Genomic DNA, 25,229 nt, shown 5'->3' with positions numbered 1-25,229 from the left:
GTGGTCTGCACGTCCGGATGGCGCCGCTTCAGCTCGCGGATCGACTCGATCGTGGCGATGCCGTCCTTGCGGGACTCCTCCTGACCCGTGCAGATCGTGAACGTCAGGGTGTCGATGAGGATGTCCGACTCGCGGACGCCCCAGTTGCCCGTCAGGTCGTCGATCAGCCGCTCGGCGATGGCGACCTTGTGCTCGACGCTGCGGGCCTGGCCCTCCTCGTCGATCGTCAGGGCGATCAGGGCGGCGCCGTGCTCCCGCGCCAGCCGGGTGACCTGCGCGAACCGGGACTCCGGGCCGTCGCCGTCCTCGTAGTTCACCGAGTTGATGACCGCCCGGCCACCCAGCTTCTCCAGACCCGCCCGCAGCACCCCGATCTCCGTGGAGTCCAGGACGATCGGCAGCGTCGACGCCGTCGCGAACCGGCCGGCCAGCTCCGCCATGTCGGCCACGCCGTCCCGGCCGACGTAGTCCACGCACAGGTCCAGCATGTGCGCGCCCTCATGGATCTGGTCCCGTGCCATCTCGACGCAGTCGTCCCAGCGCCCGTCGAGCATCGCCTCACGGAACTTCTTCGAACCGTTCGCGTTCGTCCGCTCACCGATCGCCATGTACGCCGTGTCCTGCCGGAACGGCACATGGCTGTACAGCGACGACGCGCCCGGCTCCGACACCGGCCGCCGGTCCAGGACCGCCGCGCCCCGCACCCGGTCCACGATCTCCCGCAGGTGCTCCGGGGTCGTACCGCAGCAGCCGCCGACCAGCGCCGGACCGTACTCGCGGACGAACGCCTCCTGCGCGTCCGCCAGTTCGGCGGGCGACAGCGGATAGTGCGCGCCGTCGGAGGTCAGCACCGGCAGGCCCGCGTTCGGCATGACGGAGATCGGGACGCGGGCGTGCCGGGACAGGTGCCGCAGGTGCTCGGTCATCTCCGCCGGGCCCGTGGCGCAGTTCAGGCCGATCATGTCGATGCCCAGCGGCTCCAGGGCCGTCAGCGCGGCCCCGATCTCCGAGCCGAGCAGCATCGTGCCGGTGGTCTCCACCGTGACCTGCACGATGACCGGCAGGTCCACGCCCGCCCGGTCCAGGGCCCGGCGGGCGCCGATGACGGCCGCCTTCGTCTGGAGCAGGTCCTGCGAGGTCTCGATGAGCAGGGCGTCCGAGCCGCCCCGGATCAGGCCCTCCGCGTTCTGCTGGAAGGCGTCCCGCAGCGGCTCGTACGTGACGTGCCCGAGCGTCGGCAGCTTCGTGCCGGGGCCCATCGAGCCGAGGACCCAGCGGGGCCGCCCGTCGACCGCCGTGTGCGCGTCGGCCGTGGTGCGGGCGATCCGGGCGCCCGCCTCGGACAGCTCGTACACCTGGTGCTCGATGCCGTACTCGGCGAGCGCGGCCAGGTTCGCCCCGAAGGTGTTGGTCTCGACGCAGTCCACGCCCACCGAGAAGTAGGCGTCGTGGACGGAGGCCACGATGTCCGGGCGGGTCAGGTTGAGGATCTCGTTGCAGCCCTCCAGGTCCCGGAAGTCCTCCATCGTCGGGTCGGCTTCCTGGAGCATCGTGCCCATCGCCCCGTCGGCGACCACGACCCTGGTGGCGAACTCCTCCCGCAGCGAGCGTCGCGCGGTGCTCACGTCAGCCCCCTGAGATGTGTGACGAGGGTGGCCGTGCAGCCGGTCCCGTACGTCGTCCTGATCCGGTCGAGCAGCGGCTCCCGGTGCAGCCGGTACTCCTGCGTCCCCACGTAGTCGAGGACGGTCGCGGCCACCGCGCAGCCCAGCTGCGCCGCGCACCGCTCCGGCACGCCCCACAGCGTCCCGGCGAGGAACCCGGCGCGGAACGCGTCCCCGACCCCGGTCGGATCGACGACGCCGGAGACCTCCACCGCGGGCACCGCCAGCGGTTCCCGGCCGACGCCCCGGATGCGGACGCCCGCCTCGCCGTGGGTGGTCACCCAGGTGCCGACCCGGCGCAGCACCTCGTCCTCGGTCCAGCCCGACTTCTCCAGGAGGAGCGCCGTCTCGTACTCGTTGGTGAACAGGAACCGGGCTCCGTCCACCAGCTCCCGCACCTGCCCGCCGTCGAGCCTCGCCAGTTGCTGCGAGGGGTCGGCGGCGAAGGGGATCCCCAGGTCACGGCAGGTGCGGGTGTGCCGCAGCATGGCCTCGGGGTCGTCCGGTGAGACCAGGACCAGCTCCAGGCGGCCGGTGCGCGCCACGACCTCCCGCAGGTCGATCTCGCGTGCCTCGGACATCGCCCCCGCGTAGAAGGTGGCGATCTGGTTCTGCGCCCGGTCGGTCGTACAGACGAACCGGGCGGTGTGGAGCGACTCGCTGACGCGTACCGAGTCGGTGTCCACACCGTGGTCCTTCAGCCATACCCGGTAGGGCTCGAAGTCGGCTCCGACCGCGCCCACGAGGGTGGGGCGCAGGCCGAGCACGCCGAGTCCGAAGGAGATGTTCGCTGCCACTCCACCGCGCCTGACCTCCAGGTTGTCGGCGAGGAACGACAGGGAGACCCGGTCGAGCCGGTCGGCGAGCAGCTGCTCGCTGAACCAGCCGGGGAAGGTCATCAGATGGTCGGTCGCGATGGATCCCGTGACAGCGATGCGCATGGACTACTCCTCCGTCGCCTTCTTGAGGGCCGCCACGCGGTCCGTGCGCTCCCAGGTGAACTCGGGGAGCTCGCGGCCGAAGTGGCCGTACGCCGAGGTCTTGGCGTAGATGGGCCGCTTGAGGTCGAGGTCGCGGATGATGGCGGCCGGGCGCAGGTCGAAGACCTCGCTGACGGCTTCCTGGATCCGCTCGTCGGGCAGGGTGCCGGTGCCGAAGGTCTCGACGAAGAGACCGACGGGCTCGGCCTTGCCGATCGCGTACGCCACCTGCACCTCGCAGCGGCGGGCGAGTCCGGCGGCGACGACGTTCTTGGCGACCCAGCGCATGGCGTAGGCGGCGGAGCGGTCGACCTTCGAGGGGTCCTTGCCGGAGAAGGCGCCGCCGCCGTGCCGGGCCATGCCGCCGTACGTGTCGATGATGATCTTGCGGCCGGTGAGTCCGGCGTCGCCCATCGGGCCGCCGACCTCGAAGCGTCCGGTCGGGTTGACCAGGAGGCGGTAGCCGTCGGACTCCAGGCTGACGCCCTCCTCCACCAGCTCCTTCAGGACGTGCTCGACGACGTACTCGCGCACGTCCGGGGCGAGCAGGCCCTCGACGGAGATGTCGGCGGCGTGCTGCGAGGAGACGACGACGGTGTCCAGGCGCACCGGGCGGTCGCCGTCGTACTCGATGGTGACCTGGGTCTTGCCGTCGGGCCGCAGGTAGGGCACGGTCCCGTTCTTGCGGACCTCGGTGAGGCGGCGGGCGAGCCGGTGGGCGAGCGCGATCGGCAGCGGCATCAGTTCGGCCGTGTCGTCGCAGGCGTACCCGAACATCAGGCCCTGGTCGCCGGCGCCCTGCGCGGCCAGTTCGTCGCCGGTGCCCTCGACGCGGGACTCGTAGGCGGTGTCGACGCCCTGCGCGATGTCCGGGGACTGCGCGCCGATGGACACCGACACGCCGCAGGAGGCGCCGTCGAAGCCCTTCGCGGAGGAGTCGTAGCCGATGTCGAGGACGGCCTCGCGGACCAGCTTCGCTATCGGCGCGTACGCGGTGGTGGTGACCTCGCCCGCGATGTGCACGAGGCCCGTGGTGATGAGGGTCTCCACGGCGACGCGGGAGCCCGGGTCCTCGGAGAGGAGGGCGTCGAGGATGGTGTCGCTGATCCGGTCGGCGATCTTGTCGGGGTGTCCCTCGGTCACGGACTCCGAGGTGAACAGGCGGCGGCTCATGCCTGGACCTCCACCGGGGCCTTGAAGAAGTGCTGCGCGATGGCGCCGAGGGTGCGGATGGACTCGACCTCCAGGGTCTCCATCTGGATGGCGGTGCCGCTCTCCTGCTCCAGCAGGAAGACGAACTCGACGAAGGACAGGGAGTCGATGAGCCGGTTCTCGATCAGGTCCAGGTCGGACGCGATGTCGTCGCGCTCGGGGTGGCGCTCCAGGATCCAGTTCTTCACCGTCTGCAGGCCGTCGGCCATGGTTGCTCTCCTTTAGCTGCTGCTGCTGGACACGTAAGGGGTGGGGGCGATGATCGGAGCGGCCACCGCCACCGCGTAGTCCACGTCGTGGCTGATGGACACGGTGATCTCGGTGATGCCGGACTCGGCGGCCATCTCGGCCGCCGAGGCGTGCAGTTCCACGAGCGGCCAGCCGCCCTCGGAACGCCGCACGACGATTTCCGGCCAGGGCAGGAACCTGCCCCTGACCCGTAAGGTCTTGAAGGCCGCTTCCTTGGCCGCGATCCGCCCGCACAGGCTCAGTACGTCGAGCCCGGAGGAGGTGCGGCAGTCGGCGAGCTCGCCGGGGGTGAGCATCCGCTCGAAGAACTGCTCGCCGTACTGGGCGAGGAGCCTGCGGACACGGTTGACGGACACGATGTCCATGCCGAGGTTCGCCCACCCCAGGCCGCCCGCCGGCGGGGCGGCGGGACGGGCCGGCACGTCAGATCACCGGCCCGGCCGCGCCACTCGCACCGGCCCGCAGGCGGGCGTTCGCGTCGAGGACCGCCCCGCGGGCGGCCTCCCAGCTGCCGTGGCGCCGGGTGAGTGCGGACAGCCAGCGTTCCAGGCCGAAGGCGACACAGCTGGTGAAGGCCGGTCCGCCGGTGGACGCCAGGGTGATGTCGCACCGGTCTCCGAAGAAGTTCCGGTGCGTGTTGACCGAGGCGATGGCCAGGTCCTCGTACAGGAACTCGTACTTCACCGGGGTCAGCCGCTGGAGGAGCGCCTTCGAGCTGCCCTTGTCGAAGAAGGGGTCGCAGGCGGCCTCCTTGCGCAGCGGCAGGTCGAGCGCCGCGGCGAAGGCCTGTATGCGGGTGGTGAAGTCCGCGAGGTGGGACTCGGCGTGGTCGCGCGCGCCGATGGCGACGATCTCCCTCATGCGGAAGCCGAGCTGGCGCCGCATCCCCTCGTAGTGGGTCTCCTTGCGGAAGCACCAGGAGCAGATCGTGACGAGGGTGTCGTCGGCGACCCGGGCGCCCTGGTGGTCGAGGTAGACGGCGTAGCAGGACGCCGAGGGCAGTCCCAGCGAGGCCGGCTGGAGCGCCGCGCTGGGGAAGTGCCCGGTGTCGGCGGAGAAGGGTTCGGTGGCCCGCCGGTCCAGGTCGAGCGGGGTGGCGACGACGGCCTGGTGCGGGAAGTTGTCGTAGTAGTCGAGTCGGGCCAGGTCGGAGGCCGGGAGCAGCGGGGGCATGGTCATCGGGCGGGCGCCCGCGGTCACCCCCCAGCTCTCGAAGGTGTCGTCGAGGAGCCGCAGCAGGCGGGTCCCCTCCGGGCCGAGCGAGGGCAGGCCGCGGCTGGTGCCGGGCCGCTCACCCCTCGTCTCGGCCTTGGTCTCCCCGCCGGTCACGGGGGCCCCGACGGGTGCGGGGGTCGTCACGGTCATGATCTCTTCACCTCTCGGGTGGGAGGTCTCGCGGTTGCCTCAGACGACGGGCAGCGTGTCGTCGGAGAAGATCCCGGTCTTCAGGAAGAAGGCGAGCGGCTTGCGGATCGCCTTGCGCTCGTGGGGTCGGCGGTTCCCGTCGGCGACCAGCGCGTTGCGCAGGGCCAGCGGGTCGGAGATCCCGGCGTCGCGGTAGACGTGCGGGTTGTAGAGGGAGTTGATGCTGTAGACGACGTACCGCTTGAGGTACGCCTCCACCTCGCGGACCCGCTCGGCGCCGACGGACTGACACATCCGGCCGTACAGGAGGGAGACCAGCTCGCGCCCGAAGGCGATGTGGCGGGACTCGTCCTGGTGGTGGATGCGGTTGACCTCGCGGATGGTGTGGCAGAGCGAGGTGTCCTTCGCCATGCGGGAGTTGTAGTGGTCGACCAGCTCCTCGAAGAAGAGGATGCGGGTGAAGACCAGGAAGTTCTCGACCTCGGGCTCCCAGGCGGCGTCGGCGCGCATCCCGGTGGAACCGTAGATCTTGTGGCCGTAGCGGCGGCAGAACTCGGAGAAGAACCACATGTGTTCGTTCTCCTCACCGATGAAGTGGTGGAAGAAGTCCGAGGGGACCTCGAAGCCCGGCATGTGGATGCGGCCGACGACCTCGATGAGCAGCTCGCGGATGCCGTGCACGTTGAGGCTGTAGAAGTTGATGGACTCCCACTTCGACAGGCGCTGAAGCGTTTCCTCACCGAGGGTGTCGTAGTGCTCGGTGCCGTAGACGGTGAGCAGCTCCGGTGTCATCCAGAAACGGTTCTCCTCCAGCGTCTCGGGCCACTGGAAGGTCTGGTACGGGTTGTAGTAGTCCTCCACGGAGCGCTCGCTGAGCCGCTCCAGGACCTCCATGAACCGGTCGGTGACCGGCAGGGGGGCGGTGACGCCCATGACATCGCTCCTCGGGATCGGTTACGGCCGGACTTCGTAGACCGCGTTGACGGGGGTCTCCGTCGCGCGGCGCCAGCGGGTGAAGCCGGCCTCCTCCGCGATGCCCCGGAACGCCTTCTCCCCGGAGTGGTTGCCGAGCGCGTGCGGGCCGCGCTGGGCGACCGCGACGGGCAGGCACATGACGGCGGACAGGGCCATGAACATGCGGGCGGCGGGGGTCTGGGCGTCCACGTCCTGCGGGGACACGTTCGACTCGACGAGCATCCAGGTGCCGTCCGCGTCCAGGGACTTGTGGACGTGCTGGGCGGCGGCGACCGGGTCGCCCATGTCGTGCAGGGCGTTGAAGAAGCACACCAGGTCGTAGCCGGAGCCGGGGTAGTCGTCGGCGGAGGCCACCTCGAAGACGACCCGGTCGGAGAGCCCGGCCTCCTCGGCGAGCTCCCGCGCGATGGCGATGGCCTCCTCCGAGTAGTCGAAGCCGTGGACGGTGGCGTTGGGGAAGGCCCGTGCGATGAGGAGGGTGGTGTGTCCGACGCCGCAGCCGACGTCGACGACCGTGCCGCCCGCGTCGAGCTTGCCGGTGACCTCGTGCAGGGCGGGCAGCCACTCGGAGACGAGCTTGTGCTCGTACGTCGGCTGGAAGAAGGAGCCCATGCCGGTGTCGAGGGCCGCGTCGTGCTCGGCCCAGCCGACGCCGTCGCCGGTGCGGTACGCGTCGACGAGCAGGTCCTCGGTGGCGTACAGCGCCTTGAGGGCGGTGAAGAACCCGGCGGCGTAGGTGACGGCCTTCGGGTCGGCGAGGACCTCGACGTGGTCGGCGGGCAGGGTGTACGTGAGGGAGCTGGGGTGCCGTTCGACGTATCCGGCGGACAGCTGCGCGTGCAGCCACTCCTCGATGTACCGCCCGTCCGTGCCGGTGACCTCGGCGAGCCGGGGCGCGGTGAGCGGGCCCTGCTCGGCGAGCGCCCGGTAGAGCCCGAGGCGCTGGCCGAGGGAGACCGTCAGTCCGCGCACGGCGGCACCGGCGTCGCCGATGACCCTCTGGTGGAAGTCGTGGGCGCTCATGCGGCCTTCTCCTCCTCGTACGTGGGGAGATCGCAGGTGAACAGGAAGGAGCGGGGCACGCGGGGGACGGTGCGGGCCGGGACCGGGTAGGGCCAGCGGCCGAAGTCGGCGCCGTCCTCACCGGGCTGCCGGACCTCCCGCACGGCCCAGCCGCAGTCGTCGAGCAGCGCCTCGGGCTCCTCGGTGCCGAAGAGCCACGGGTTGCCGTCCTCCTCCAGCGCGTTCATGAAGGAGCGGGCCAGCGGATTGTCCAGGGCGGCCTTGGAGATGACGTCGCCGAGCAGCACGGAGCCGGGTGCGGCGTGCGCGGAGAGCGTGGAGATGAGAGTCCGTACGGCCTGCTCCGGCAGGAAGAACAGCAGCCCCTCGACCACCCACAGGACGGGCTCCTCGCTCTTCCAGCCCGCCTCCTTGAGGGGGCCGGTCCAGTCCTGGGTCAGGTCGACCGGGACGGTGATCCGGGTGCGTCCGGCGGGCTGCGGCTCGTCCTTGAGCATCTCCGCCTTGGCCTCCAGGAGGGCGGGGCGGTCGAGCTCGTAGACGGTGACGCCGTCGGGCCAGGGCAGCCGGAAGAAGCGGGTGTCCATGCCGGCGGCGAGGAACACCACCTGGCGGATGCCGCGCTCCCGCACGGTCCGGACGACGGCCCGGTCGAGGTAGGTGGTGCGGATGGCGAGGAACGGTACGGTGCCGCCGCCTGCGTAGCGATCGAGCAGTTCGAAGCCGATCCGGTCGGCGACGGTGCGCGCGTAGGGATCGGCGAACAGCCGGTCCTCGCGCTCGGTCTCCAGGGCGCGCGCGGCGGCGGTCCACTGGGCGGTGCGGGATACGGCCTCCACAGGAGGTCTCCCTTCACTTGGGCGGGTGTACGGGGAGGTGCGGAGCCACGCCGGGGCACGGGGGTGCCCCGGCGTGGTGCGGAGACGGGGATAACGGACGGCCGTGTTCAGGGGCCTGCCGGACGGGGTCCGTCAGGCACTCATGACCGGGACACAGGTCTTGGCCGGTCGCACGCAGCCGACGGGGTCCTGGGCCGAGGGCATCGACGACAGATGGTCGGCGTCGGACTCGGCGGGGCGCCGGCGGAAGATGCTGTGCAGGATCATGCTGAACACGGCCGTCCCGTCGGAGGCCACCAGGGTGCACCGCGGTTTGACGGTGCCGGTGGCGGGATTGAACGGCGACGGGGTGATGCCGAGGATCTCGACGCGCGCGGTGAGGGTGTCACCCGGGCGGACGGGCCGCAGGTAGCGGACCTCGTCGATGCCGGGCGAGCCCATACAGGCGCTGTAGGCGAGCATCCCGTCGACATAGCGGCGCATGAACATCGCCTGGGTGTGGAACCCGCTGGCGATCAGACCGCGGAACTGCGAGTCCGCGGCGCGCTCGGGGTCCGTGTGGAAGGGCTGCGGGTCGAAGCGCCTGCCGAACTCCAGCACCTCCTCCGCCGTGACGGTGACGGTGCCCAGCTCGTGGACATCGCCGGGCCGGAAGTCCTCGAAGTAGCGCATCTCGCGCCCCCCTTGACCTAGGAGTGGTATTTCCCTGGCACACCCCAATATACGAATCGACCATTTATTTTGTCAACCCAAAAGAAGGACTCCGGGGCGCGGAAACCCGCACGAAGATCCCTCATCCGAGGGCCTGTTCGATGTCCGCCCACAGGTCCTCGACGTCCTCGATGCCGACCGACATCCGGACGAGTCCGGGGCCGATTCCGGCCGCCGCGAGGGAGGCCGCGTCCAGCTCCCGGTGCGAGGTGGACGCCGGGTGCGTCACGAGGGTCTCCACCCCGCCGAGGGAGAGCGCCAGCTTCGCGAGCCGTACGCACTCGATGAACGCCCGGCCCGCCTCGCGGCCCCCCGCCAGCTCGAACGACAGCAGCCCGCCGCCGCCGCCGGACAGCAGCTTCCCGGCCCGCTCGTACGAGGGATGGCCGGGCAGCCCCGGATAGTGCACGGCGGTGACCCCGGGGCGCCCTTCGAGACGCTCCGCGAGGACCGCCGCCCCGGCGCAGTGGGCGCGCATCCGCAGCGGCAGGGTGGGTATCCCGCGCAGGGTCAGCCAGGCCGCGAACGGGTCGGCGCAGGCCCCGAGTTCGACCGTCCGGGGCCAGACCGCGCGGCGCAGGGCGTCGTCGGCGAAGACGGCGGCGCCGCCGAGGACGTCGGAATGGCCGGAGAGGTACTTGGTCGTGGAGTGCACGACGATGTCGGCGCCGTGCTCCAGGGGCCTGCACAGCACCGGTGAGGCCAGCGAGTTGTCGACGACGCTCGTCACCCCGAGCGCGCGGGCCGCCGTGAGCAGCCCCGGCAGGTCGGGCACCCGGCCCGTGGGGTTGGCGATCGTCTCCAGGACGAGCAGCCGGGTCGCGGGGTGCACGGCGGCGGCCTCCAGCTCGGCCGGGTCGTCGCCGGATATCCGTACGGTCTCGATGCCGTACCGCTCGGCGAGGTCGCCGAGGACGGCGTGCGTCCCGCCGTACAGGGTGCGCTGGGCGACCACCCGGTCGCCCGGCCGCAGCAGCGCGAGCAGCACCCCGCTGATCGCCCCCATCCCGGAGGCGAAGGCGAGGGCCCCGGCGCCGCCCTCCAGTCCGGCGAGGGTCTTCTCCAGGGACCGCACGGTCGGATTGCCCCGGCGGCCGTAGACGTACGGACCGTCCGGGCCGGCCATGGCCCCGGCCAGCTCGTCGGCCGACTCGAAGGCGAAGGCGGAGGACTGCACCAGCGGCACGGAGAGCGGCCGACTGCCCTCCGGGAAAGGCTCGTTGACGACGTGGACGGCCCGGGTGTTCAGCTCCATGACGTGCTCCTTCTCGCGAGGGACCGGATACGGGGTGGGGGTGTGCGGGAGGTGTACGGGAGGGGGTACGGGAGGCTTACGGGCGGGGGCGCCGAGCGCCGGGTGCGGGGAGCGGCGCGGGGTACGGGAAAGGGGCCGCCCGACGTCCTGGGGTGGACGTCGGGCGACCCCTGCGGGCGACACGCGGTCACGCGCGCCCGGTGTGTCAAGCGGAGACCTTCTCGCCCTCGGGAGCGGGGGCGGGAGCACCGGCGGCGGCCTTGTCGCTCTTCATCACGAGGAGGGTGATCACACCGCCGACGGCGGCGATGATCGCGGCTCCGATGAAGGCGGAGGAGAACCCGTCGGTGAGGGCGGGCAGGTCACCGAGCTTGTCGGCGCCCTGGGACATGGCGACGGCGGTCAGCGCGGCGAGACCGAGGGCGGAGCCCACGTTGTAGGTGGTGTTGACGATGCCGGAGGCGAGACCGGCCTGCTCCTGCGGGGCGCCGGACATCGCGGCGATCATCGCCGGGATGTAGGCGAGGGACATGCCGAGCGCGGCGACCAGCGAGGCGGGCAGGACGTCGACCAGGAAGGTGCCGGTGGGCGGGACGGCCGCGAGCCAGACCAGACCGGCGGCGAGGACCAGCAGACCGATGCCGATGAGCGGCTTGGCCCCGAACTTGCCCATGAGCCGGGCGGTGATGGCCGTCATGAAGATCATGAGGAGCACGGTCATCGGGAGCAGGGCGGCGCCGGACGCGAAGGCGCCGTAGCCCAGGACCTGCTGGAGGTAGAGGTTGAGGAAGTACCACATGGGGATCCAGGCGGCACCGAGCAGCGTCATCGCCAGGTTGGCGGAGCCGAGGCGCGGGACGCGCCAGACGCTGAGCGGCATGAGCGGCTCGCGGATGCTCTTCTGGATGAGGAAGAAGACGATCAGCAGGGCGACGGCACCGATGAGCTGCAGGACGGTGCCCGTGGAACCCCAGCCGACCTCGGGGGCGCGGACGACGGCGAAGACGGCCAGGGCGAGACCGGCGGTGACGGCGACGGCACCGAGGACGTCGACGGAGCCCCGGCGGGACGCGACGCTCGGGAGGATCTTGGTGGCGGCGAGGGTCGCGAGACCGATCGGGATGTAGATGATGAAGACCCACTGCCAGGCGGCCCACTCGGTGAAGACGCCGCCGAGGAAGACACCCGCGGTGCCACCGGCGGGGGCGGCGGCACCGTAGAGCGCCATCGCCTTGCCGAGCTCCTTCGGGTCGTGCATGAAGAGCATCATCAGCAGGGTCATCGCGGCGGGCGCGATGAGGGCGCCGCCGACGCCCTGGACGGCGCGGCCCGCGATCTCGACCCAGGCGGTCTGGGCGGCCGCGGCGAGGATCGAGCCCACGATCATGATCGCCCAGCCGGTGACGAAGATCTTGCGGGCTCCGATGAGGTCGGAGAGGCGTCCGCCGAGGAGCAGGAGGCCGCCGAAGACGATCACGTACGCGTTGAAGACCCACTGGAGCTCGCCCTGTGAGAAGCCCAGGTCCTTCTGCATCTCGGGGAGCGCGACCCCGATGATCGACGTGTCCATGATGACCATGAACTGTGCGGCGGCGAGCACGACAAGTGCCCACCAGCGCCGGGGATTGACGGTTGACATTGCCCTGACCCTTCACTCGCGACGACCCCCGGACACCGCCCGGGGCATACCCCTAGGGGGTACCTTCGCGGAGCACCGTAGCATACCCATGGGGGGTATGTAAGAGTGAGGTGAGGAGGTGCCAGGAGGCGTACGGGAGAGCACGACCGGGCCGCGCCGAAGGCGCGACGGCACCCCGGGGAACCACCCGCTCCGCCCGCCCCGACGGCCGACGGAGCCCCACCGGGAACACCCGCCCCAGGCCCCCCGACGGGCCCCTTGGGCGGGGGGCGGGCGGATGGGACCCCTCGGCTTGGGCGGGGGGCGGGCGGATGGGACCCCTCGGCGGGGCCAGGGCCGGTCGGGGAACGACCCTCCGCGGACACGGACCCGGGTGGGACCCTCGGCGGTCACAGGACCCGTCCGGGGAGCCCGCTCGGCGGGGACGGCGCCGGGCGGGGACCGGCGCCGGGCGGGGACGGCGCCGGGTGGGGACGCTTTCGCGCCAGGCCTCCCGGCGGGGCGCGGCGGCCCGGCGGGGGACACGCGGCGGCTCGGCGAAGCATCGCCCTCGGCGGGCGCGGCGCGCGAGCGGGGACCCGTCCGCCCCACACCCCCGGCGGGCACGGCGGTGGCCCGGTGCGGCGCCGCCCCCGGCGGGGACGGCGCGCGAGCGGGGACGGCCCGGCGGGCACAATGCCCCCATGACCGCAGACCAGGACCCCGCGCTCCTCCGGCGCTGGAACGCCACCCTGCTCGCCGCCCGCGCGGGGCGCGAGGGCCCCGACCCGACCCCGTACGGGCTCGACCTCCTCGCCCGCTGGGCCGAACCGCAGCGCCGCTACCACACGGCCGACCACCTCCGCGCGGTCCTCGACCGGGTGGACGAACTCGCCGACCAGGGCGGCGAGGGAGGCGAGTTGGAGCTGGTGCGGCTCGCCGCCTGGTTCCACGACGTGGTCTACCGCCCCGACCGTTCGGAGAACGAGGAGCGCTCGGCGGCGCTCGCCGAACGGGCCCTCGCCGAGGCGGGGCTCACCCCGCGCGAGGTGACGGAGGTCGCCCGTCTGGTCCGCCTGACGACCACCCACGACCCGGCCGAGGGCGATCTGAACGGCGAGACCCTGTGCGACGCGGACCTCGCGGTCCTCGCGGGCGACCCGGACGCGTACGGGGGGTACGCGGTGGCGATCCGCGAGGAGTACGCCTTCGTCCCCCCGGACGCCTACCGGGAGGGCCGCACGGCTGTCCTCCGCCAACTCCTGTCCCTCCCCCGCCTCTTCCGCACCCCGTACGGGGCGGCGGTGTGGGAGGCACGGGCACGGGAGAACGTGGCGCGGGAGATCGCGGAACTCTCCGGGCAAGCGGCGGGGACGGACGGCTGAGATCCATCGGCCCGACGGGACGCCGGGCGGGGTGGACCACCGCCCGTCAGGCGGCGCTCCAGTCGTCGGCGCCACCGCGCGCGGCACCTCCGGCGCTCCCGCCCCCGGCTCTTCGGCAGTCGGCGCAGACCGCTTCGGGATCGTGGCTCCGGAAGGCGCGTTCGCAGCCGTCGCAGGTGATCAGGGGCAGGAGCGCGGGGGATTCCCCGGGCCCCGCCACCTCCGGCAGGGGCGGCGGGAGGAAGACCCGGAGGCGGTACGCGAGGAACGCGGCGGGGTGGTGCACGGGCACGGAGGCGGGCGGCAGTCCGGCGGTGAGGGCCCGGGTGACCTGGGCGCCGGACAGCGCGCGATCCAGCCACACGTCCACCAGGGGCGCGAGGCGGTGGACGTCCCGCGCGGACAGCAGCAGCCGGGGATCGACGGCCCGCAGCCCGGCGAGCACCCCGAGCGCGACGACGGACGCCCTGACGGGGCCGGGTGGCGCGTCGGGGGCGGGCGGCGCGTCGGGGCCGGGCGGCGCATCGGGGGCGGGCGGCGCATCGGGGCCGGGCGGCGCATCGGAATCCGGCGCACCCCCGCCCACGAACCCCCGCGAGGCTCGGACCCGGGGCGCCGGTACGGGCCCGAGGACCGGTCCGGGCACAGGCGCCGACGCGGGCCCGAAGACCGGTTCAGACACAGCCACGGACGCGGTCACCGGCGCGGGCGACGACTCGGGTACGGGGGCTGGTTCGGGCTCCGGTTCGGGCTCGGGCACACCCTTGCCCTGGCGCTTCGCCCCTCGCCGGGGCTCGGGGCGGGCCTCGTGGAGGAAGTGCTCCCCGTCGGGCCCGAAGGTCACCGTGCCGCAGCCGGGCTTGCTGTACGAGATGATCCTCGTGGCGAACCGGCCACCCCCGAGCGGCACCCGCCTGCGCTCCAGGTACCCGGTGGCGACGAGCTCGTTGAGGGCCCGCCGGATGGTGATCTCACCTTCGCGGAACCGCCCGGCGAGCGCCTTGACGCTGACGTCGTCACCGGCCTTGAGCGACTGGATGTACACGCCGAGCCCGATGGCGGTGGCGGAGAGGTCGGGATGCTGGGCGAGGTGGTTGCCCACCACGGTGAAGCGTTCCTCGTGCCCGTACGACAGATTGATCACTCCTGAGCCTGACCTCGCGGCGGTAATCCCGGAGAGAAGGAAAGTGAGAGAAGAGGTCGCGTTAAGCTGCGGACAAGCCATTTGGGAAGCGCTGCGCTTTCTTCCTGAGCGGTAGCCGATCGGAAGCTTTTTCTTCCTGATCGGTCAGGCCCTCGTCGGGATGCCAGTCCCGACGGGGGCCGACTTGCATATGCCAGTCGGACGAGCCGACCGTACCCCACCCGTCCGCTGAGCGGACAATCTGTCACCCGTTCGTGTGAGTACGGCAGTTGGGGAGGGAGGGGTGGGCAGGAAGGGTTCTTTCCCAGGTCTTTTGAAGGGGGTCGTGCCCCACCGGAACGCGCCGGGCCGCGCCCCGGAGAGACCGATGGCTCAGCTCAGGAACGTCTTGCGCCACTGGAGCGGGGACATGGTCAGCGCGGCCTCGGCGAGCGCCCGCGCGGAGTCGGTCCTGAGACTGCTCAGGGAGGTGTCGATCCAGTCCTGGACGAGGGTGTTCCCCTGCGCCCGGTACTCCACCGCCTGGACGAGGCACTCCAGCTTGTCGGCGTCGCGGGCGACGACCGCCTCCGGCGTCTCCTTGGCCTCGTACTCCTCGACGACCCCCCGCACGCCGTCCCGCACGGCGGGGTGCGCGGCGGAGACCTGGTCCGCGGTGACCGTCTGGTTCGTGGCCGCGTCGAGGTACCGGCGGCCGATGTGGGGGATGTCCCCGATACGGGTCTCCTGGGTGTCGTGGAACAGACACATCAGCGCGACCCTGGCGGGGTCCACCCCCTCCATCATCGCCAGCACCGCGCCGATGACGCCCACCCGGAACGAGTGCTCCGCGATCGACTCGGGCTGGTTGTTCCCGGTGAACCACCACCCGGTGCGCCTGGCGTTCTTCAGCACCCCCATCTCGAAGATGAACCCGGCCGTACCCTCGGCCTCCGCCGTCCCGTCCGCCATACCGCGACCTTCCGTCATGCCGTGACCTCCGGTGTCAGATGCGATCACGCGCACCGTAGCGAACGGCGGGAGGCGCGGGCGGGTCCCTCCGCAGGGCCCTCGCCTCCTGGCGGGCCGAGCCTCCGTCTCGTATCCCGAGAAGTTCCGCGTTCGTGGAATGACAGGGACAAAACACAGGTTGACGCATGTCATGCCGTCAACCTCCGCCGGGTCCTCGACGTCCTCGTCGGCCGCTGCCCGTATGCCCCTCGCCGTCTACGTCCTCGGGCTGTCCGTCTTCGCGCTCGGGACGAGCGAGTTCATGCTCTCCGGGCTCCTCCCGCCCATCGCGGAGGACATGGACGTCTCCATCCCCCGCGCCGGACTCCTCATATCGGCCTTCGCGATCGGCATGGTCGTCGGCGCTCCGCTGCTCGCCGTCGCCACCCTCCGGCTCCCCCGCAAGGCCACCCTGATCGCCCTCATCGCGGTCTTCGGGCTCGGCCAGGTCGCGGGCGCGCTCGCCCCCAACTACGCCGTCCTCTTCGCCTCGCGGATCGTGAGCGCCCTCGCCTGCGCCGGATTCTGGGCGCTCGGCGCCGCCGTCGCCATCGCGATGGTGCCGGTCGGCTCCCGCGCCCGCGCCATGGCCGTCATGATCGGCGGACTCTCCATCGCGAACGTCCTCGGCGTCCCCGCCGGTGCCTTCCTCGGCGAGCACCTCGGCTGGCGCTCCGCCTTCTGGGCCGTCGGTCTGGCCTCCGCCGTCGCCCTCGTCGGCGTGGCCACCCGCATCCCGCACATCCCGCTCCCCGCGACCAGGCCCCGCCTCAAGCAGGAGGTCGCCATCTACCGCGACCGGCAGGTCCTGCTCTCGATCGTGATCACCGCACTCGCCGCGGGCGGCGTCTTCTGCGCCTTCTCCTACCTCGCCCCGCTGCTCACCGACGTCTCCGGGCTCGACGACGGCTGGGTCTCCGGGGTCCTCGGCCTCTTCGGCATCGGCGCCGTCATCGGCACCACGATCGGCGGCCGGGTCGCCGACGCCCATCTCTTCGGCGTCCTCCTCACCGGCATCACCGCCTCCACCGTCTTCCTGGCCGCGCTGGCCCTCCTCGCGTCCAGCCCGGTCGCCACCGTCGTGCTGACCTTCCTCCTCGGCGTCTCCGCCTTCTACACCGCGCCCGCCCTCAACGCCCGCATGTTCAACGTCGCCGGGGCCGCCCCCACCCTCGCGGGCGCCACCACCACCGCCGCCTTCAACCTCGGCAACACCGGCGGCCCCTGGCTCGGCGGCACGGTCATCGACGCGGACCTCGGCTACGCCTCCACCGCCTGGGCGGGCGCCGCGATGACCGCCGTGGGCCTGGGCGCCGTCATCCTCTCGCTGCGGCTGAACCGCCCGGCGGCCCCCGGCCGGGTGATCGCCCGGAGCGAGAGCCGCACCACCGACGAGACCTCCCCGGCCCACTGACCGCCCCGGCCCGCCGATCCTCCCGGAACCGGCTGTCCGCCCCCCGGCCGTACGTCTAAGGTGGCCCGGTGGCGACGCGGATGATCATCCTCAACGGCGGTTCCAGCTCCGGGAAGTCCGGGATCGCACGGTGCCTCCAGACCGTGCTCCCCGAGCCGTGGCTGGTGTTCGGGATCGACGCGTTCGTCGACTCCCTGCCCCCGTCGATACGGAACGCCGACGACTCCGGGATCGTCTTCGGCGCGGACGGCGGGATCGCGGTCGGGGCGGCCTTCCAGGAGCTCGAAGCCGCCTGGGCGCACGGGATCGCCTCGACCGTCCGCGCCGGAGCCCGGGTCGTCGTCGACGACGTGTTCCTCGGCGCCGCCGACTCCCAGAAGCGGTGGCGGGCCGTCCTCGGCGACCTGGACGTCCTCTGGGCCGGGGTCCGCTGCGACCCCGCCGTCGCCACCGGACGCGAGACCGCCCGGGGCGACCGGGTCCCGGGCATGGCCGCCCAGCAGGCCGATCTCGTCCACCGGGGCGTCCACTACGACGTCGAGGTCGACACCACCCGCACCGAAGCCCTCACCTGCGCCCGCGCCATCGCCGCCCGCCTCGGCTGACCCGTACGGGGCCGAAGCCGTCGGGCATCGGCCCCGTAAGGGACAGGAACCGCGAGAGGCCGGACCCGTAAGGGGCAGCGCGCTTACGGCCCTGACTCGTACGGCCCCGACCCGTACGGGCGGATCCCTACAGGTCGATCCCTACGGGTCGATCCCTACGGCATGACTCTTACGGGTGAACCTGTACGGGCCATGCCTCGGCCCGTCCCCCCACCGCCGGACCCTCACATCCCCGGCCCCCCGGCACCGGTCACGGGCTCAGCCCGCCGGGCGTCCCTTCGGCCGGCGCAGGCCCGCCGTCGTCAGGCGGTGGAGCAGTTCCTTGGAGCCGACCTCCACCGCGCCCGCCGTCACCGCGTCCGCGTACCGGTCGGACGGGATGTCGTAGTGGTCCCGCTCGAAGGCGCGGGGCGGGGCGCCGATCAGGGCGGCGAAGGCGTGCAGCTCCTCGAAGGAGACGTCGCTGACCAGGTGCGACCACATGCGTCCGTGGCCCGGCCAGGTCGGTGGGTCGATGTAGAGGGTCATACGGAGCCGCCTTCCGTGCCGCTCGTCGTTCCGGTCCGCCTCCGGCCCCGGCCGTCGCGCCGGACCGCCTTCGTCCCCGGTCCGGCCCCGCCCGCCGTCACCTCAGGCCGCCCACCGGGGCCACCACCACGCCCTGCTTCGCGCAGACCCAGTGCGGGTCCGGACCCAGTTCGGGTTCCACGTCCAGGGCGTGCGGGTCGCCGGAGGCGCAGACCGGGCAGAGCGGCCAGCGTCCGTACCGTTCGAGGAGGGCGTCCTGGACGTCCTGCGCGACCAGCCCGGCGACGTACTCGACCCCTTCCGGCCACTGCTCGACCCACCAGCGCCGATGGGTCACGGCGTCCTCCACCATCGACACCACCTCGGCCGCGGCGACGTCCCGGGCCGCCAGATCGGCCAGTACCAGTGCGCGGGCGGCGTGGAGCGCCTGCTCCACGGTGTCGATGTCGTCCATGGGTTCATTGTCACCCGCCGCCGGGAATCCGTACGGGGAAGGACCGGGGAGGGGCCGGGAAGGGACCTAGGTCCCCCCTTCATCCGGGACCGTCGGGGTCTTGTCCGCGCCACCCGGCCGAAAGTATCTTTCAGATGTGACCAATGACGTGAAGGAAAGTTTCACGAGCGACGCGCCGCCCGCTCCCGCCGCCCTCGCGGCCAAGGTGCGGACCCTCGCGCCCTCCATGACCCGCTCCATGCAGCGGGTGGCCGAGGCCGTCGCCGGAGACCCGGCGGGCTGCGCCGCGCTCACGGTCACCGGCCTCGCCGAACTGACCGGCACCAGCGAGGCGACCGTCGTCCGCACCGCCCGCCTCCTCGGCTACCCCGGCTACCGCGACCTGCGGCTCGCCCTCGCCGGACTCGCCGCCCAGCAGCAGTCCGGCCGCGCGCCCGCCGTCACCGCCGACATCGCCGTGGACGACCCGATCGCCGACGTCGTCGCCAAACTCGCCTACGACGAGCAGCAGACCCTCGCCGACACCGCCGCCGGACTCGACACCGTCCAGCTCGGCGCCGCCGTCACCGCCCTCGCCGCCGCCCGCCGCGTCGACATCTACGGCGTCGGCGCCTCCGGCCTCGTCGCCCAGGACCTCGCCCAGAAGCTCCTGCGCATCGGCCTCGTCGCCCACGCCCACAGCGACCCCCACCTCGCCGTCACCAACGCCGTGCAGCTGCGCTCCGGGGACGTCGCCATCGCCATCACCCACTCCGGCTCGACCGGCGACGTCATAGAACCGCTCCGGGTCGCCTTCGACCACGGCGCCACCACCGTCGCCGTCACCGGCCGCCCCGACGGCCCCGTCACCCAGTACGCCGACCACGTACTGACCACCTCGACCGCCCGCGAGAGCGAACTCCGCCCCGCGGCCATGTCGTCCCGCACCAGCCAACTCCTGGTCGTGGACTGCCTGTTCACCTGTGTCACCCAGCGTACGTACGAGACGGCGGCCCCTGCCCTCGCCGCCTCGTACGAAGCCCTCGCCCACCGGCACTCACCCCGCACCCGCTGAAACCCGAAAGAGCCGCCCCATGTCCACCACGTACTCCGAACTGCGCGCCCAGCTCGCCACCCTGACCACCGAGGCCTTCCGCCCCGAACTCGCCGAGATCGACCAGCTGCCCACCGCCGACATCGCCGCGATCATGAACGGCGAGGACGCCACCGTCCCCGCCGCCGTCGCCCGGCAGCTGCCCGCCATCGCCGCCGCGATCGACGCCACCGCCGAGCGCATGGCCCGGGGCGGCCGGCTCGTCTACATGGGCGCGGGCACCGCGGGCCGCCTCGGCGTCCTCGACGCCAGCGAATGCCCGCCCACCTTCAACACCGACCCCGCCCAGGTCGTCGGCCTCATCGCGGGCGGCCCGTCCGCCATGGTCAAGGCCGTCGAAGGCGCCGAGGACTCCAAGGAGCTCGCCGCCGCCGACCTCACCGCGCTCGGCATCACCCCCGACGACACCGTCGTCGGCATCTCCGCCTCCGGCCGCACCCCGTACGCCATCGGCGCCGTCGAGCACGCCCGCGCCGCCGGGGCGCTCACCATCGGCCTCTCCTGCAACGCGGACAGCGCGCTCGCCGCCGCCGCCGAGCACGGCATCGAGGTCGTCCCCGGTCCCGAGCTGCTCACCGGCTCCACCCGGCTGAAGGCGGGCACCGCCCAGAAGCTCGTCCTCAACATGATCTCGACGATCACCATGATCCGGCTCGGCAAGACCTACGGGAACCTCATGGTCGACGTCCGCGCCTCCAACGAGAAGCTCCGGGCCCGCTCGCGGCGGATCGTCGCCCTGGCCACCGGCGCGCCGGACGAGCAGATCGAGACCGCCCTCACCGCCGCCGACGGGGAGGTGAAGACCGCGATCCTGATGATCCTCGCCGATGTCGACGCCCCCACGGCCGCCGACCGGCTGACCGTCTCCCGGGGCCACCTGCGCGCAGCGCTGCACGCGACCGGCCCCGCCACCGTCTGACCGCCCGCCCGGCCGACCCCCACACCGGCCGACCGGTACCGGCCTCCCGTCGCCCGCCCCCACACCAGGCCCCCGCACCACCAGGACCAGCGAGACCCCCCTCACAGCAAGGCACCACCGCACCATGAGCAAAGACGACAAGAACCGCGCCACAGCCGCCGCGATCCTCCCCCTCGTCGGCGGCACCGGGAACATCACCTCCGTGGCCCACTGCATGACCCGCCTCCGGCTGGGCCTGCGGGACCGCTCCCTCGTCCAGGACGACGCCCTCAAGGCGCTGCCCGCCGTGATGGGCGTGGTGGAGGACGACACTTACCAGATCGTCCTGGGGCCGGGGACCGTCGCCCGGGTGACTCCGGAGTTCGAGGCCCTGATCGCCGCCGCCCCGGAGCCCGAGCCCTCGGGCTCCCCCGGCGCGGAGGAACTGGCGGCCCAGGGAGCGGCCCTGAAGGAGGCCAGGAAGCAGAAGAACGCGACCCCGTTCAAGCTGTTCCTGCGCCGGATCGCGAACATCTTCGTCCCGCTGATCCCCGCCCTCATCGGCTGCGGCATCATCGCCGGTCTCAACGGCCTGCTCGTCAACCTCGGCTGGCTGCCCGGCGTCACCCCCGCGCTCGCGGCGATGGCCAGCGGCTTCATGGCGCTCATCGCGGTCTTCGTCGGCTACAACACGGCCAAGGAGTTCGGCGGTACGGCGATCCTCGGCGGCGCGGTCGCCGCGATCATCGTCTTCCCCGGCGTCGCCAAGATCGACGCCTTCGGGCAGACGCTCTCGCCCGGCCAGGGCGGTGTCCTCGGCGCGCTCGGCGCCGCGGTCCTCGCCGTGTACGTGGAGAAGTGGTGCCGCCGCTGGGTGCCGGAGTCCCTGGACGTCCTGGTCACCCCGACCCTCACCGTGCTGATCTCCGGTCTCGTCACCATCTTCGGCCTGATGTTCGTGGCCGGTGAGATCTCCACCGCCATCGGCGAGGCCGCCGACTGGCTCCTCACGAACGCGGGCGCCGGAGCCGGACTCCTCCTCGGCGGGCTCTTCCTGCCGCTGGTGATGCTGGGCCTGCACCAGGCGCTCATCCCGATCCACACCACCCTCATCGAGCAGCAGGGCTACACGGTCCTCCTCCCCATCCTCGCGATGGCGGGCGCGGGCCAGGTCGGCGCGGCCATGGCCGTCTACCTCAAGCTCCCCCGCAACGGCTCCATCCGCCGCACCATCAAGTCCGCGCTCCCGGCCGGTTTCCTGGGCGTCGGCGAGCCCCTGATCTACGGTGTCTCGCTCCCGCTGGGCCGCCCGTTCATCACCGCCTGCGTCGGCGGCGCCTTCGGCGGCGGCTTCATCGGGCTGTTCAGCATGTTGGGCGACAAGGTCGGCTCGACCGCGATCGGCCCGTCCGGCTGGGCGCTCTTCCCGCTCCTCGACGGCAACAACGGCCTGGGCTCCACGATCGCTATCTACGGCGGCGGTCTGCTCGTCGGCTATCTGGCCGGATTCGTCGCCACCTACTTCTGGGGCTTCAGCAGGGAGCTCCTGGAGGAGTTCAACGTGGACACGGAGAAGGCCGCGGAGACGGCCGGGGCCACGGCTCCGGACGCCGTGACGGCGGCGGTGGGCGAGGACCCGTCGCCCACCGCGCGACCCGAACCCGCCAAGGTCTGAGCGGGCACAGCCCGCGACCTCCGCGGAGGGCCCGGCCGGAAGGCACTCCGGCCGGGCCCTCCGGCGTACGCCCGGCCCGTAGGGGGCCGATGCCTCGGCCCCACCCGTAGGGGCGATCCCTGGGGCCCGGCGTAAGGGCTGCCCCCTGGGGCCCACTCATCAAGGGCCAGCCCGTAAGGGCCCGTCACGGCCGCCCCTCCCCCGTCACCGGCAGAGGGTGTCCGTCCGGGGCCGTACGCCCTCGGTCAGGAAGCGGGTCACCGCACGGTCGCCGCACGCGTTGCCGTTGCCGAGGTAGGCCCCGTGCCCGCCCCGGTCGACGGAGACGAGCCGCGCCCGCTGCCCGAGGGCGGCCCGCATCCGCAGACCGGCGGCGTGCGGGGTGGCGGGGTCCCGCAGGTTCTGGATCATCAGAATGTTCGACGGCCCCCGGTCGGTGATCCGTACGGGCTCCTCCACGGCGCCGCCCTTCCAGTACGCGCACGGGGTGACGTTCACGGGCATCCCCGCCATCAGCGGGTGACGCAGCCGGTCGGCGGCGACGGCCCGCGCGTACGCCGCCGGGGACTCCCGGGGCCAGTCGACGTCGTTGCAGATCACGGCCATGGTGGTCGCGGCGGCCTCGTCGGGCAGCGGAGCGGCCAGTTCCTGGGGCAGCACCGGTACGCCCGCCGGGTCGAGCGCGTCCGCCACCAGCCGGGCGAAGGCGGGGAAAGCCGCATCGGAGTTGAGCGCCTGCTGGAGCGCCTGGCGCAGCACGGTACCCGTCAGCGGCACACCCGGGGTGGCCGAAGGGCGCGGCTCCCGGTCCAGCCGGGACGCCAGAGCGAGGACCAACGGCCTCACGTCCCCGGCCCGTTCGGCGAGCCGCAGGCGGTCGGCGGCACGGTCGGGGTGGGCGGCCCAGGCCGCGAAGTCAGGGAAACGGTCCTCGACGCCCGACGCCACGCCCTCCAGCCAGCCCCGGGCCACCCGGCTCGGATCGGGGTCCCCACTGCTGTCGAGGACCCAGCGGTCGGTGCGCCCGGGGTACTTCTCGGCGTACGACGCCGCCACGTACGCCCCGTACGAGGTGCTCCACGCCGACAGCTTCCGCTCGCCGAGCGCCTGCCGGAGCCGTTCCATGTCACGGACCTGGTTGGCGGTGGTCAGCCCGCGCAGCATCGCCCCGCCGTCACGGGCGCAGGCTCCGGCGATCCGCTTCGACCGGGCGGCGTTCTCGTCGACGCCCCCGTCGGCGGCGGGCCAGGGCCTCAGGGTCACCAGCCACCGGTCGTCCTCGGCGAGCCCGCAGGACGCCTTCGCGGAACCGCCGGTGCCGCGCGGGTCGAAGGCCACCAGGTCATAGGCACCGCCGGTCTCCGCCGCGAGGGCGGCGCCCTTCTGCGCGAGCCGCTGCACCCCGGAGCCGCCGGGCCCGCCGGGAATGGTCATCAGGGTTCCGCGCCGCGCCCGGGGCCCTTCGGCGGCCAGCCGGGACACGGCGAGCCGGATCTGCGGCCCGTCGGGGTCGGCGTGGTCGAGGGGGACGAGGAGCGACGCGCACCGCTGCCGGGGCAGGGGCTTCACGGCGGGGTCGCAGTCGCCCCAGTCGAGCGAGGCGGCGGAGGCGGGAGCGGCGCCCCCGCCCGCGAGGAGACCGCCGCCGAGGACGGCGAGGGAGAGACCGAGGAGAAGGGCACGACGCCCACGACGAATTGTCATGCCCCCACCCTCCCGAACGGACCGGCGCCACCCCATCCGGCAGCCGGGAGGACGGAAGGTGGGGACAACCCCCTTACGAGCGAGGCCCGTTGGAACGAAGCCCGGCGGCCCGGCGGGGCGTCGCCCCGGCGGACGGCGGAGCGTCGCCCCCGAGGGCCCGGCGGGGCCTTGCCTAGACTCCCTCCCCATGACGAACCCCGACCGCACCGCCGACCGCTCGACCGCCCGCTCGACCGACCGCACCACGGAGCTCGCCGCCGACCTCGCGCCCACCGGGACCCTCCGGGCCTCGGTCAACCTGGGGAACCCCGTACTGGCCCAGGGCACCCCCGAGGACCCGTCCGGGATCACCGTGGACCTGGCGCGGGAGATCGGGGCGCGGCTCGGAGTGCCGGTGGAGCTGCTGTGCTTCGACGCGGCGCGCAAGTCGTTCGAGGCGATGGCGGACGGCCGCGCGGACCTGTGCTTCCTCGCGGTGGACCCGGCGCGGGAGAAGGAGGTCGCGTTCACCGCCCCCTACGTGGTCATCGAGGGGGTGTACGTCGTGCCCGAGGACTCGGCCCTCGGCTCGGCGGCGGACGTGGACGCGGCGGGCGTGCGGATCGGGGTCAAGCGGGGCTCCGCGTACGACCTGTTCCTGTCCCGGTCGCTGGCGCACGCCACGGTGGTGCGCGGGGACGAGGGGGTGGACGTGTTCCGCTCCGAGGGCCTGGAGGCGGGCGCGGGCATCCGCCAGCCGGTCACCGCGTACGTACGGGAGAACCCCGACGTGCGGATGATCGAGGACCGGTTCATGGAGATCCGGCAGGCGGTCGGTACGACGACCGGCCGCGCGCCGGGGACGGTCGCGTTCCTCCGCGCCACCGTCGAGGAACTGAAGGCGAACGGCTTCGTGGCGGAAGCCCTCCGGCGCGCGGGCCAGGACCCGGCGCTGCTGGCACCCCCGGCGTGACCTCGGGGCGCTGGCACCCCGGCCCGACCGCGCCCGCCCCGGCCCGGGGCCCGACCCGGGGCCCGACCCGGGGCCCGGCCCGGGGCCCCGCACCCACCAGCCCCACCGCCCCCACCAGAAAATCGCGGGCCTCCCCCGGCCCGGCCTCCTACTCTGGCCCCATGGGCCACGCCAAGACCTCGTACGTCTGTCTGCCGTGCCGCGCCTCGTACAAGCAGACGTACGGTCCGGAGCGCGAGCGGCGGTGTCCGCGCTGCGCGCGTGCCCTCATCCACGCGGGCTCCGCCTTCGCGGCGCCCAGGCGCCGTGACGTCTCCGCCTGGCGGGCCCTCTCGGTCGTGCTCCACTCGGGCATCCGCTTCCACAAGTCCTGCTGCGGCGGGCCCGGTTACCGGCCCCGTACCCTCTCCGAGGTGAAGGCCGGCCTCGCGCGGGCCCGCCGCACCGGGGAACCGATCGCCAAGGCCCTGCTCAAGGGGGCGTGAACGGCCCGCGG

25 protein-coding genes are annotated in these 25,229 nt (G+C 72.8%); 8 read left to right on the top strand and 17 right to left on the bottom strand.

Annotation, left to right across the window (positions count from 1 at the left end; translation table 11 throughout):
- The 12 genes from ACIO92_RS31805 to ACIO92_RS31750 form a co-directional block, all read right to left on the bottom strand.
- Positions 1-1,559 (bottom strand): homocysteine S-methyltransferase family protein (locus ACIO92_RS31805; RefSeq protein WP_366445521.1); only part of this gene is annotated, 1,559 nt, incomplete at its 3' end.
- Positions 1,560-1,621: 62 nt separating this feature from the next.
- Complete coding sequence (locus ACIO92_RS31800; RefSeq protein WP_366445468.1) at positions 1,622-2,605, bottom strand: carbohydrate kinase family protein; 984 nt, start codon at positions 2,603-2,605, stop codon at positions 1,622-1,624.
- Positions 2,606-2,608: 3 nt separating this feature from the next.
- Entirely contained in the window at positions 2,609-3,817 is a 1,209-nt protein-coding gene (gene metK / locus ACIO92_RS31795; protein WP_366445469.1) for a methionine adenosyltransferase, read from the bottom strand.
- Positions 3,814-4,065, bottom strand: a complete 252-nt coding sequence (locus ACIO92_RS31790; protein ID WP_366445470.1) for an acyl carrier protein — start codon at positions 4,063-4,065, stop codon at positions 3,814-3,816. The genes metK and ACIO92_RS31790 overlap by 4 nt, the downstream gene beginning before the upstream one ends.
- Positions 4,066-4,077: 12 nt before the next feature.
- Complete coding sequence (acpS, locus tag ACIO92_RS31785) at positions 4,078-4,470, bottom strand: holo-ACP synthase (RefSeq protein WP_366445471.1); 393 nt, start codon at positions 4,468-4,470, stop codon at positions 4,078-4,080.
- A 58-nt stretch (positions 4,471-4,528) separates the two neighbouring features.
- Positions 4,529-5,470, bottom strand: coding sequence for a hypothetical protein (locus ACIO92_RS31780; RefSeq protein ID WP_366445472.1), 942 nt, complete (start codon positions 5,468-5,470; stop codon positions 4,529-4,531).
- A 39-nt stretch (positions 5,471-5,509) separates the two neighbouring features.
- Positions 5,510-6,403 carry a diiron oxygenase gene (locus tag ACIO92_RS31775; RefSeq protein WP_366445473.1) on the bottom strand — a complete coding sequence of 298 codons (894 nt, stop codon included), beginning with the start codon at positions 6,401-6,403 and terminating at the stop codon, positions 5,510-5,512.
- Between the two features lie 21 nt (positions 6,404-6,424).
- Positions 6,425-7,468 carry a class I SAM-dependent methyltransferase gene (locus ACIO92_RS31770; protein ID WP_366445474.1) on the bottom strand — a complete coding sequence of 348 codons (1,044 nt, stop codon included), beginning with the start codon at positions 7,466-7,468 and terminating at the stop codon, positions 6,425-6,427.
- Positions 7,465-8,307, bottom strand: coding sequence for an SAM-dependent methyltransferase (locus ACIO92_RS31765; RefSeq protein ID WP_366445475.1), 843 nt, complete (start codon positions 8,305-8,307; stop codon positions 7,465-7,467). The genes ACIO92_RS31770 and ACIO92_RS31765 overlap by 4 nt, the downstream gene beginning before the upstream one ends.
- Positions 8,308-8,439: 132 nt before the next feature.
- Positions 8,440-8,979, bottom strand: coding sequence for a MaoC family dehydratase (locus ACIO92_RS31760; protein WP_351794405.1), 540 nt, complete (start codon positions 8,977-8,979; stop codon positions 8,440-8,442).
- Between the two features lie 121 nt (positions 8,980-9,100).
- The gene (locus ACIO92_RS31755) at positions 9,101-10,273 is read right to left on the bottom strand and encodes a trans-sulfuration enzyme family protein (RefSeq protein WP_402283805.1); all 1,173 of its coding nucleotides are present in this window, start codon (positions 10,271-10,273) and stop codon (positions 9,101-9,103) included.
- A gap of 205 nt (positions 10,274-10,478) precedes the next feature.
- Complete coding sequence (locus ACIO92_RS31750; RefSeq protein WP_401240353.1) at positions 10,479-11,912, bottom strand: MFS transporter; 1,434 nt, start codon at positions 11,910-11,912, stop codon at positions 10,479-10,481.
- Between the two features lie 683 nt (positions 11,913-12,595).
- Between ACIO92_RS31750 and ACIO92_RS31745 the strand changes: the two genes are divergently transcribed.
- Positions 12,596-13,276 carry a hypothetical protein gene (locus ACIO92_RS31745; protein WP_402283807.1) on the top strand — a complete coding sequence of 227 codons (681 nt, stop codon included), beginning with the start codon at positions 12,596-12,598 and terminating at the stop codon, positions 13,274-13,276.
- 46 nt (positions 13,277-13,322) lie between these two features.
- On the opposite strand, the gene ACIO92_RS31740 is transcribed toward ACIO92_RS31745, so the two are convergent.
- Positions 13,323-14,420: a hypothetical protein gene (locus ACIO92_RS31740; protein WP_402283809.1), complete on the bottom strand. Its 1,098-nt coding sequence runs from the start codon at positions 14,418-14,420 to the stop codon at positions 13,323-13,325.
- A 372-nt stretch (positions 14,421-14,792) separates the two neighbouring features.
- Complete coding sequence (locus ACIO92_RS31735) at positions 14,793-15,371, bottom strand: HD domain-containing protein (RefSeq protein WP_366445480.1); 579 nt, start codon at positions 15,369-15,371, stop codon at positions 14,793-14,795.
- 241 nt (positions 15,372-15,612) lie between these two features.
- On the opposite strand from ACIO92_RS31735, the gene ACIO92_RS31730 reads away from it, so the two are divergent.
- A complete protein-coding gene (locus tag ACIO92_RS31730) occupies positions 15,613-16,824 on the top strand; it encodes a Cmx/CmrA family chloramphenicol efflux MFS transporter (protein WP_402283874.1) in 1,212 nt (403 codons plus the stop codon).
- Positions 16,825-16,904: 80 nt separating this feature from the next.
- Positions 16,905-17,429 carry a chloramphenicol phosphotransferase CPT gene (cpt, locus tag ACIO92_RS31725; RefSeq protein WP_366445523.1) on the top strand — a complete coding sequence of 175 codons (525 nt, stop codon included), beginning with the start codon at positions 16,905-16,907 and terminating at the stop codon, positions 17,427-17,429.
- A gap of 258 nt (positions 17,430-17,687) precedes the next feature.
- Here cpt and ACIO92_RS31720 read toward each other — a convergent pair whose 3' ends face one another.
- Together ACIO92_RS31720 and ACIO92_RS31715 are read right to left on the bottom strand one after the other, a co-directional pair.
- Positions 17,688-17,957, bottom strand: coding sequence for a DUF4031 domain-containing protein (locus ACIO92_RS31720; RefSeq protein ID WP_366445482.1), 270 nt, complete (start codon positions 17,955-17,957; stop codon positions 17,688-17,690).
- A gap of 97 nt (positions 17,958-18,054) precedes the next feature.
- A complete protein-coding gene (locus ACIO92_RS31715; RefSeq protein ID WP_366445483.1) occupies positions 18,055-18,411 on the bottom strand; it encodes a hypothetical protein in 357 nt (118 codons plus the stop codon).
- Positions 18,412-18,547: 136 nt separating this feature from the next.
- Between ACIO92_RS31715 and ACIO92_RS31710 the strand changes: the two genes are divergently transcribed.
- From ACIO92_RS31710 to ACIO92_RS31700, 3 genes are all read left to right on the top strand, one after another.
- Positions 18,548-19,465 (top strand): MurR/RpiR family transcriptional regulator, encoded by a 918-nt coding sequence (locus ACIO92_RS31710; protein WP_366445484.1) that lies wholly within the window; start codon positions 18,548-18,550, stop codon positions 19,463-19,465.
- A 19-nt stretch (positions 19,466-19,484) separates the two neighbouring features.
- Positions 19,485-20,423 carry an N-acetylmuramic acid 6-phosphate etherase gene (murQ, locus tag ACIO92_RS31705; protein WP_402283812.1) on the top strand — a complete coding sequence of 313 codons (939 nt, stop codon included), beginning with the start codon at positions 19,485-19,487 and terminating at the stop codon, positions 20,421-20,423.
- A 124-nt stretch (positions 20,424-20,547) separates the two neighbouring features.
- Positions 20,548-22,077, top strand: coding sequence for a PTS transporter subunit EIIC (locus ACIO92_RS31700; RefSeq protein ID WP_402283814.1), 1,530 nt, complete (start codon positions 20,548-20,550; stop codon positions 22,075-22,077).
- Between the two features lie 204 nt (positions 22,078-22,281).
- Here ACIO92_RS31700 and ACIO92_RS31695 read toward each other — a convergent pair whose 3' ends face one another.
- Complete coding sequence (locus tag ACIO92_RS31695) at positions 22,282-23,781, bottom strand: alpha/beta hydrolase (RefSeq protein WP_366445487.1); 1,500 nt, start codon at positions 23,779-23,781, stop codon at positions 22,282-22,284.
- A gap of 187 nt (positions 23,782-23,968) precedes the next feature.
- On the opposite strand from ACIO92_RS31695, the gene ACIO92_RS31690 reads away from it, so the two are divergent.
- On the top strand, positions 23,969-24,733 hold the full coding sequence (locus ACIO92_RS31690) for a transporter substrate-binding domain-containing protein (protein WP_366445488.1): 765 nt from the start codon (positions 23,969-23,971) through the stop codon (positions 24,731-24,733).
- 161 nt (positions 24,734-24,894) lie between these two features.
- Positions 24,895-25,218 (top strand): deoxyxylulose-5-phosphate synthase, encoded by a 324-nt coding sequence (locus ACIO92_RS31685; RefSeq protein WP_401240335.1) that lies wholly within the window; start codon positions 24,895-24,897, stop codon positions 25,216-25,218.
- The last annotated feature ends 11 nt before the right edge of the window (positions 25,219-25,229 follow it).

It is taken from the genome of Streptomyces sp. NPDC087215 (genome assembly GCF_044744885.1).
In the GTDB taxonomy this organism is placed as follows: domain Bacteria; phylum Actinomycetota; class Actinomycetes; order Streptomycetales; family Streptomycetaceae; genus Streptomyces.
This window is presented reverse-complemented; position numbering and strand designations above follow the sequence as displayed.

Excerpts from the sequence above, each read along its gene's own strand:
- ACIO92_RS31800 (WP_366445468.1), bottom strand. The coding sequence starts at position 2,605 with ATGCGCATCGCTGTCACGGGATCCATCGCGACCGACCATCTGATGACC.
- ACIO92_RS31720 (WP_366445482.1), bottom strand. The coding sequence starts at position 17,957 with ATGACCCTCTACATCGACCCACCGACCTGGCCGGGCCACGGACGCATG.
- ACIO92_RS31760 (WP_351794405.1), bottom strand. The coding sequence starts at position 8,979 with ATGCGCTACTTCGAGGACTTCCGGCCCGGCGATGTCCACGAGCTGGGC.
- ACIO92_RS31690 (WP_366445488.1), top strand. The coding sequence starts at position 23,969 with ATGACGAACCCCGACCGCACCGCCGACCGCTCGACCGCCCGCTCGACC.
- ACIO92_RS31700 (WP_402283814.1), top strand. The coding sequence starts at position 20,548 with ATGAGCAAAGACGACAAGAACCGCGCCACAGCCGCCGCGATCCTCCCC.
- ACIO92_RS31685 (WP_401240335.1), top strand. The coding sequence starts at position 24,895 with ATGGGCCACGCCAAGACCTCGTACGTCTGTCTGCCGTGCCGCGCCTCG.
- ACIO92_RS31780 (WP_366445472.1), bottom strand. The coding sequence starts at position 5,470 with ATGACCGTGACGACCCCCGCACCCGTCGGGGCCCCCGTGACCGGCGGG.
- ACIO92_RS31730 (WP_402283874.1), top strand. The coding sequence starts at position 15,613 with ATGCCCCTCGCCGTCTACGTCCTCGGGCTGTCCGTCTTCGCGCTCGGG.
- ACIO92_RS31715 (WP_366445483.1), bottom strand. The coding sequence starts at position 18,411 with ATGGACGACATCGACACCGTGGAGCAGGCGCTCCACGCCGCCCGCGCA.
- ACIO92_RS31790 (WP_366445470.1), bottom strand. The coding sequence starts at position 4,065 with ATGGCCGACGGCCTGCAGACGGTGAAGAACTGGATCCTGGAGCGCCAC.
- ACIO92_RS31735 (WP_366445480.1), bottom strand. The coding sequence starts at position 15,371 with ATGGCGGACGGGACGGCGGAGGCCGAGGGTACGGCCGGGTTCATCTTC.
- ACIO92_RS31755 (WP_402283805.1), bottom strand. The coding sequence starts at position 10,273 with ATGGAGCTGAACACCCGGGCCGTCCACGTCGTCAACGAGCCTTTCCCG.
- ACIO92_RS31695 (WP_366445487.1), bottom strand. The coding sequence starts at position 23,781 with ATGACAATTCGTCGTGGGCGTCGTGCCCTTCTCCTCGGTCTCTCCCTC.
- cpt (WP_366445523.1), top strand. The coding sequence starts at position 16,905 with ATGATCATCCTCAACGGCGGTTCCAGCTCCGGGAAGTCCGGGATCGCA.
- ACIO92_RS31775 (WP_366445473.1), bottom strand. The coding sequence starts at position 6,403 with ATGGGCGTCACCGCCCCCCTGCCGGTCACCGACCGGTTCATGGAGGTC.
- metK (WP_366445469.1), bottom strand. The coding sequence starts at position 3,817 with ATGAGCCGCCGCCTGTTCACCTCGGAGTCCGTGACCGAGGGACACCCC.
- acpS (WP_366445471.1), bottom strand. The coding sequence starts at position 4,470 with ATGGACATCGTGTCCGTCAACCGTGTCCGCAGGCTCCTCGCCCAGTAC.
- ACIO92_RS31745 (WP_402283807.1), top strand. The coding sequence starts at position 12,596 with ATGACCGCAGACCAGGACCCCGCGCTCCTCCGGCGCTGGAACGCCACC.
- ACIO92_RS31750 (WP_401240353.1), bottom strand. The coding sequence starts at position 11,912 with ATGTCAACCGTCAATCCCCGGCGCTGGTGGGCACTTGTCGTGCTCGCC.
- ACIO92_RS31770 (WP_366445474.1), bottom strand. The coding sequence starts at position 7,468 with ATGAGCGCCCACGACTTCCACCAGAGGGTCATCGGCGACGCCGGTGCC.
- murQ (WP_402283812.1), top strand. The coding sequence starts at position 19,485 with ATGTCCACCACGTACTCCGAACTGCGCGCCCAGCTCGCCACCCTGACC.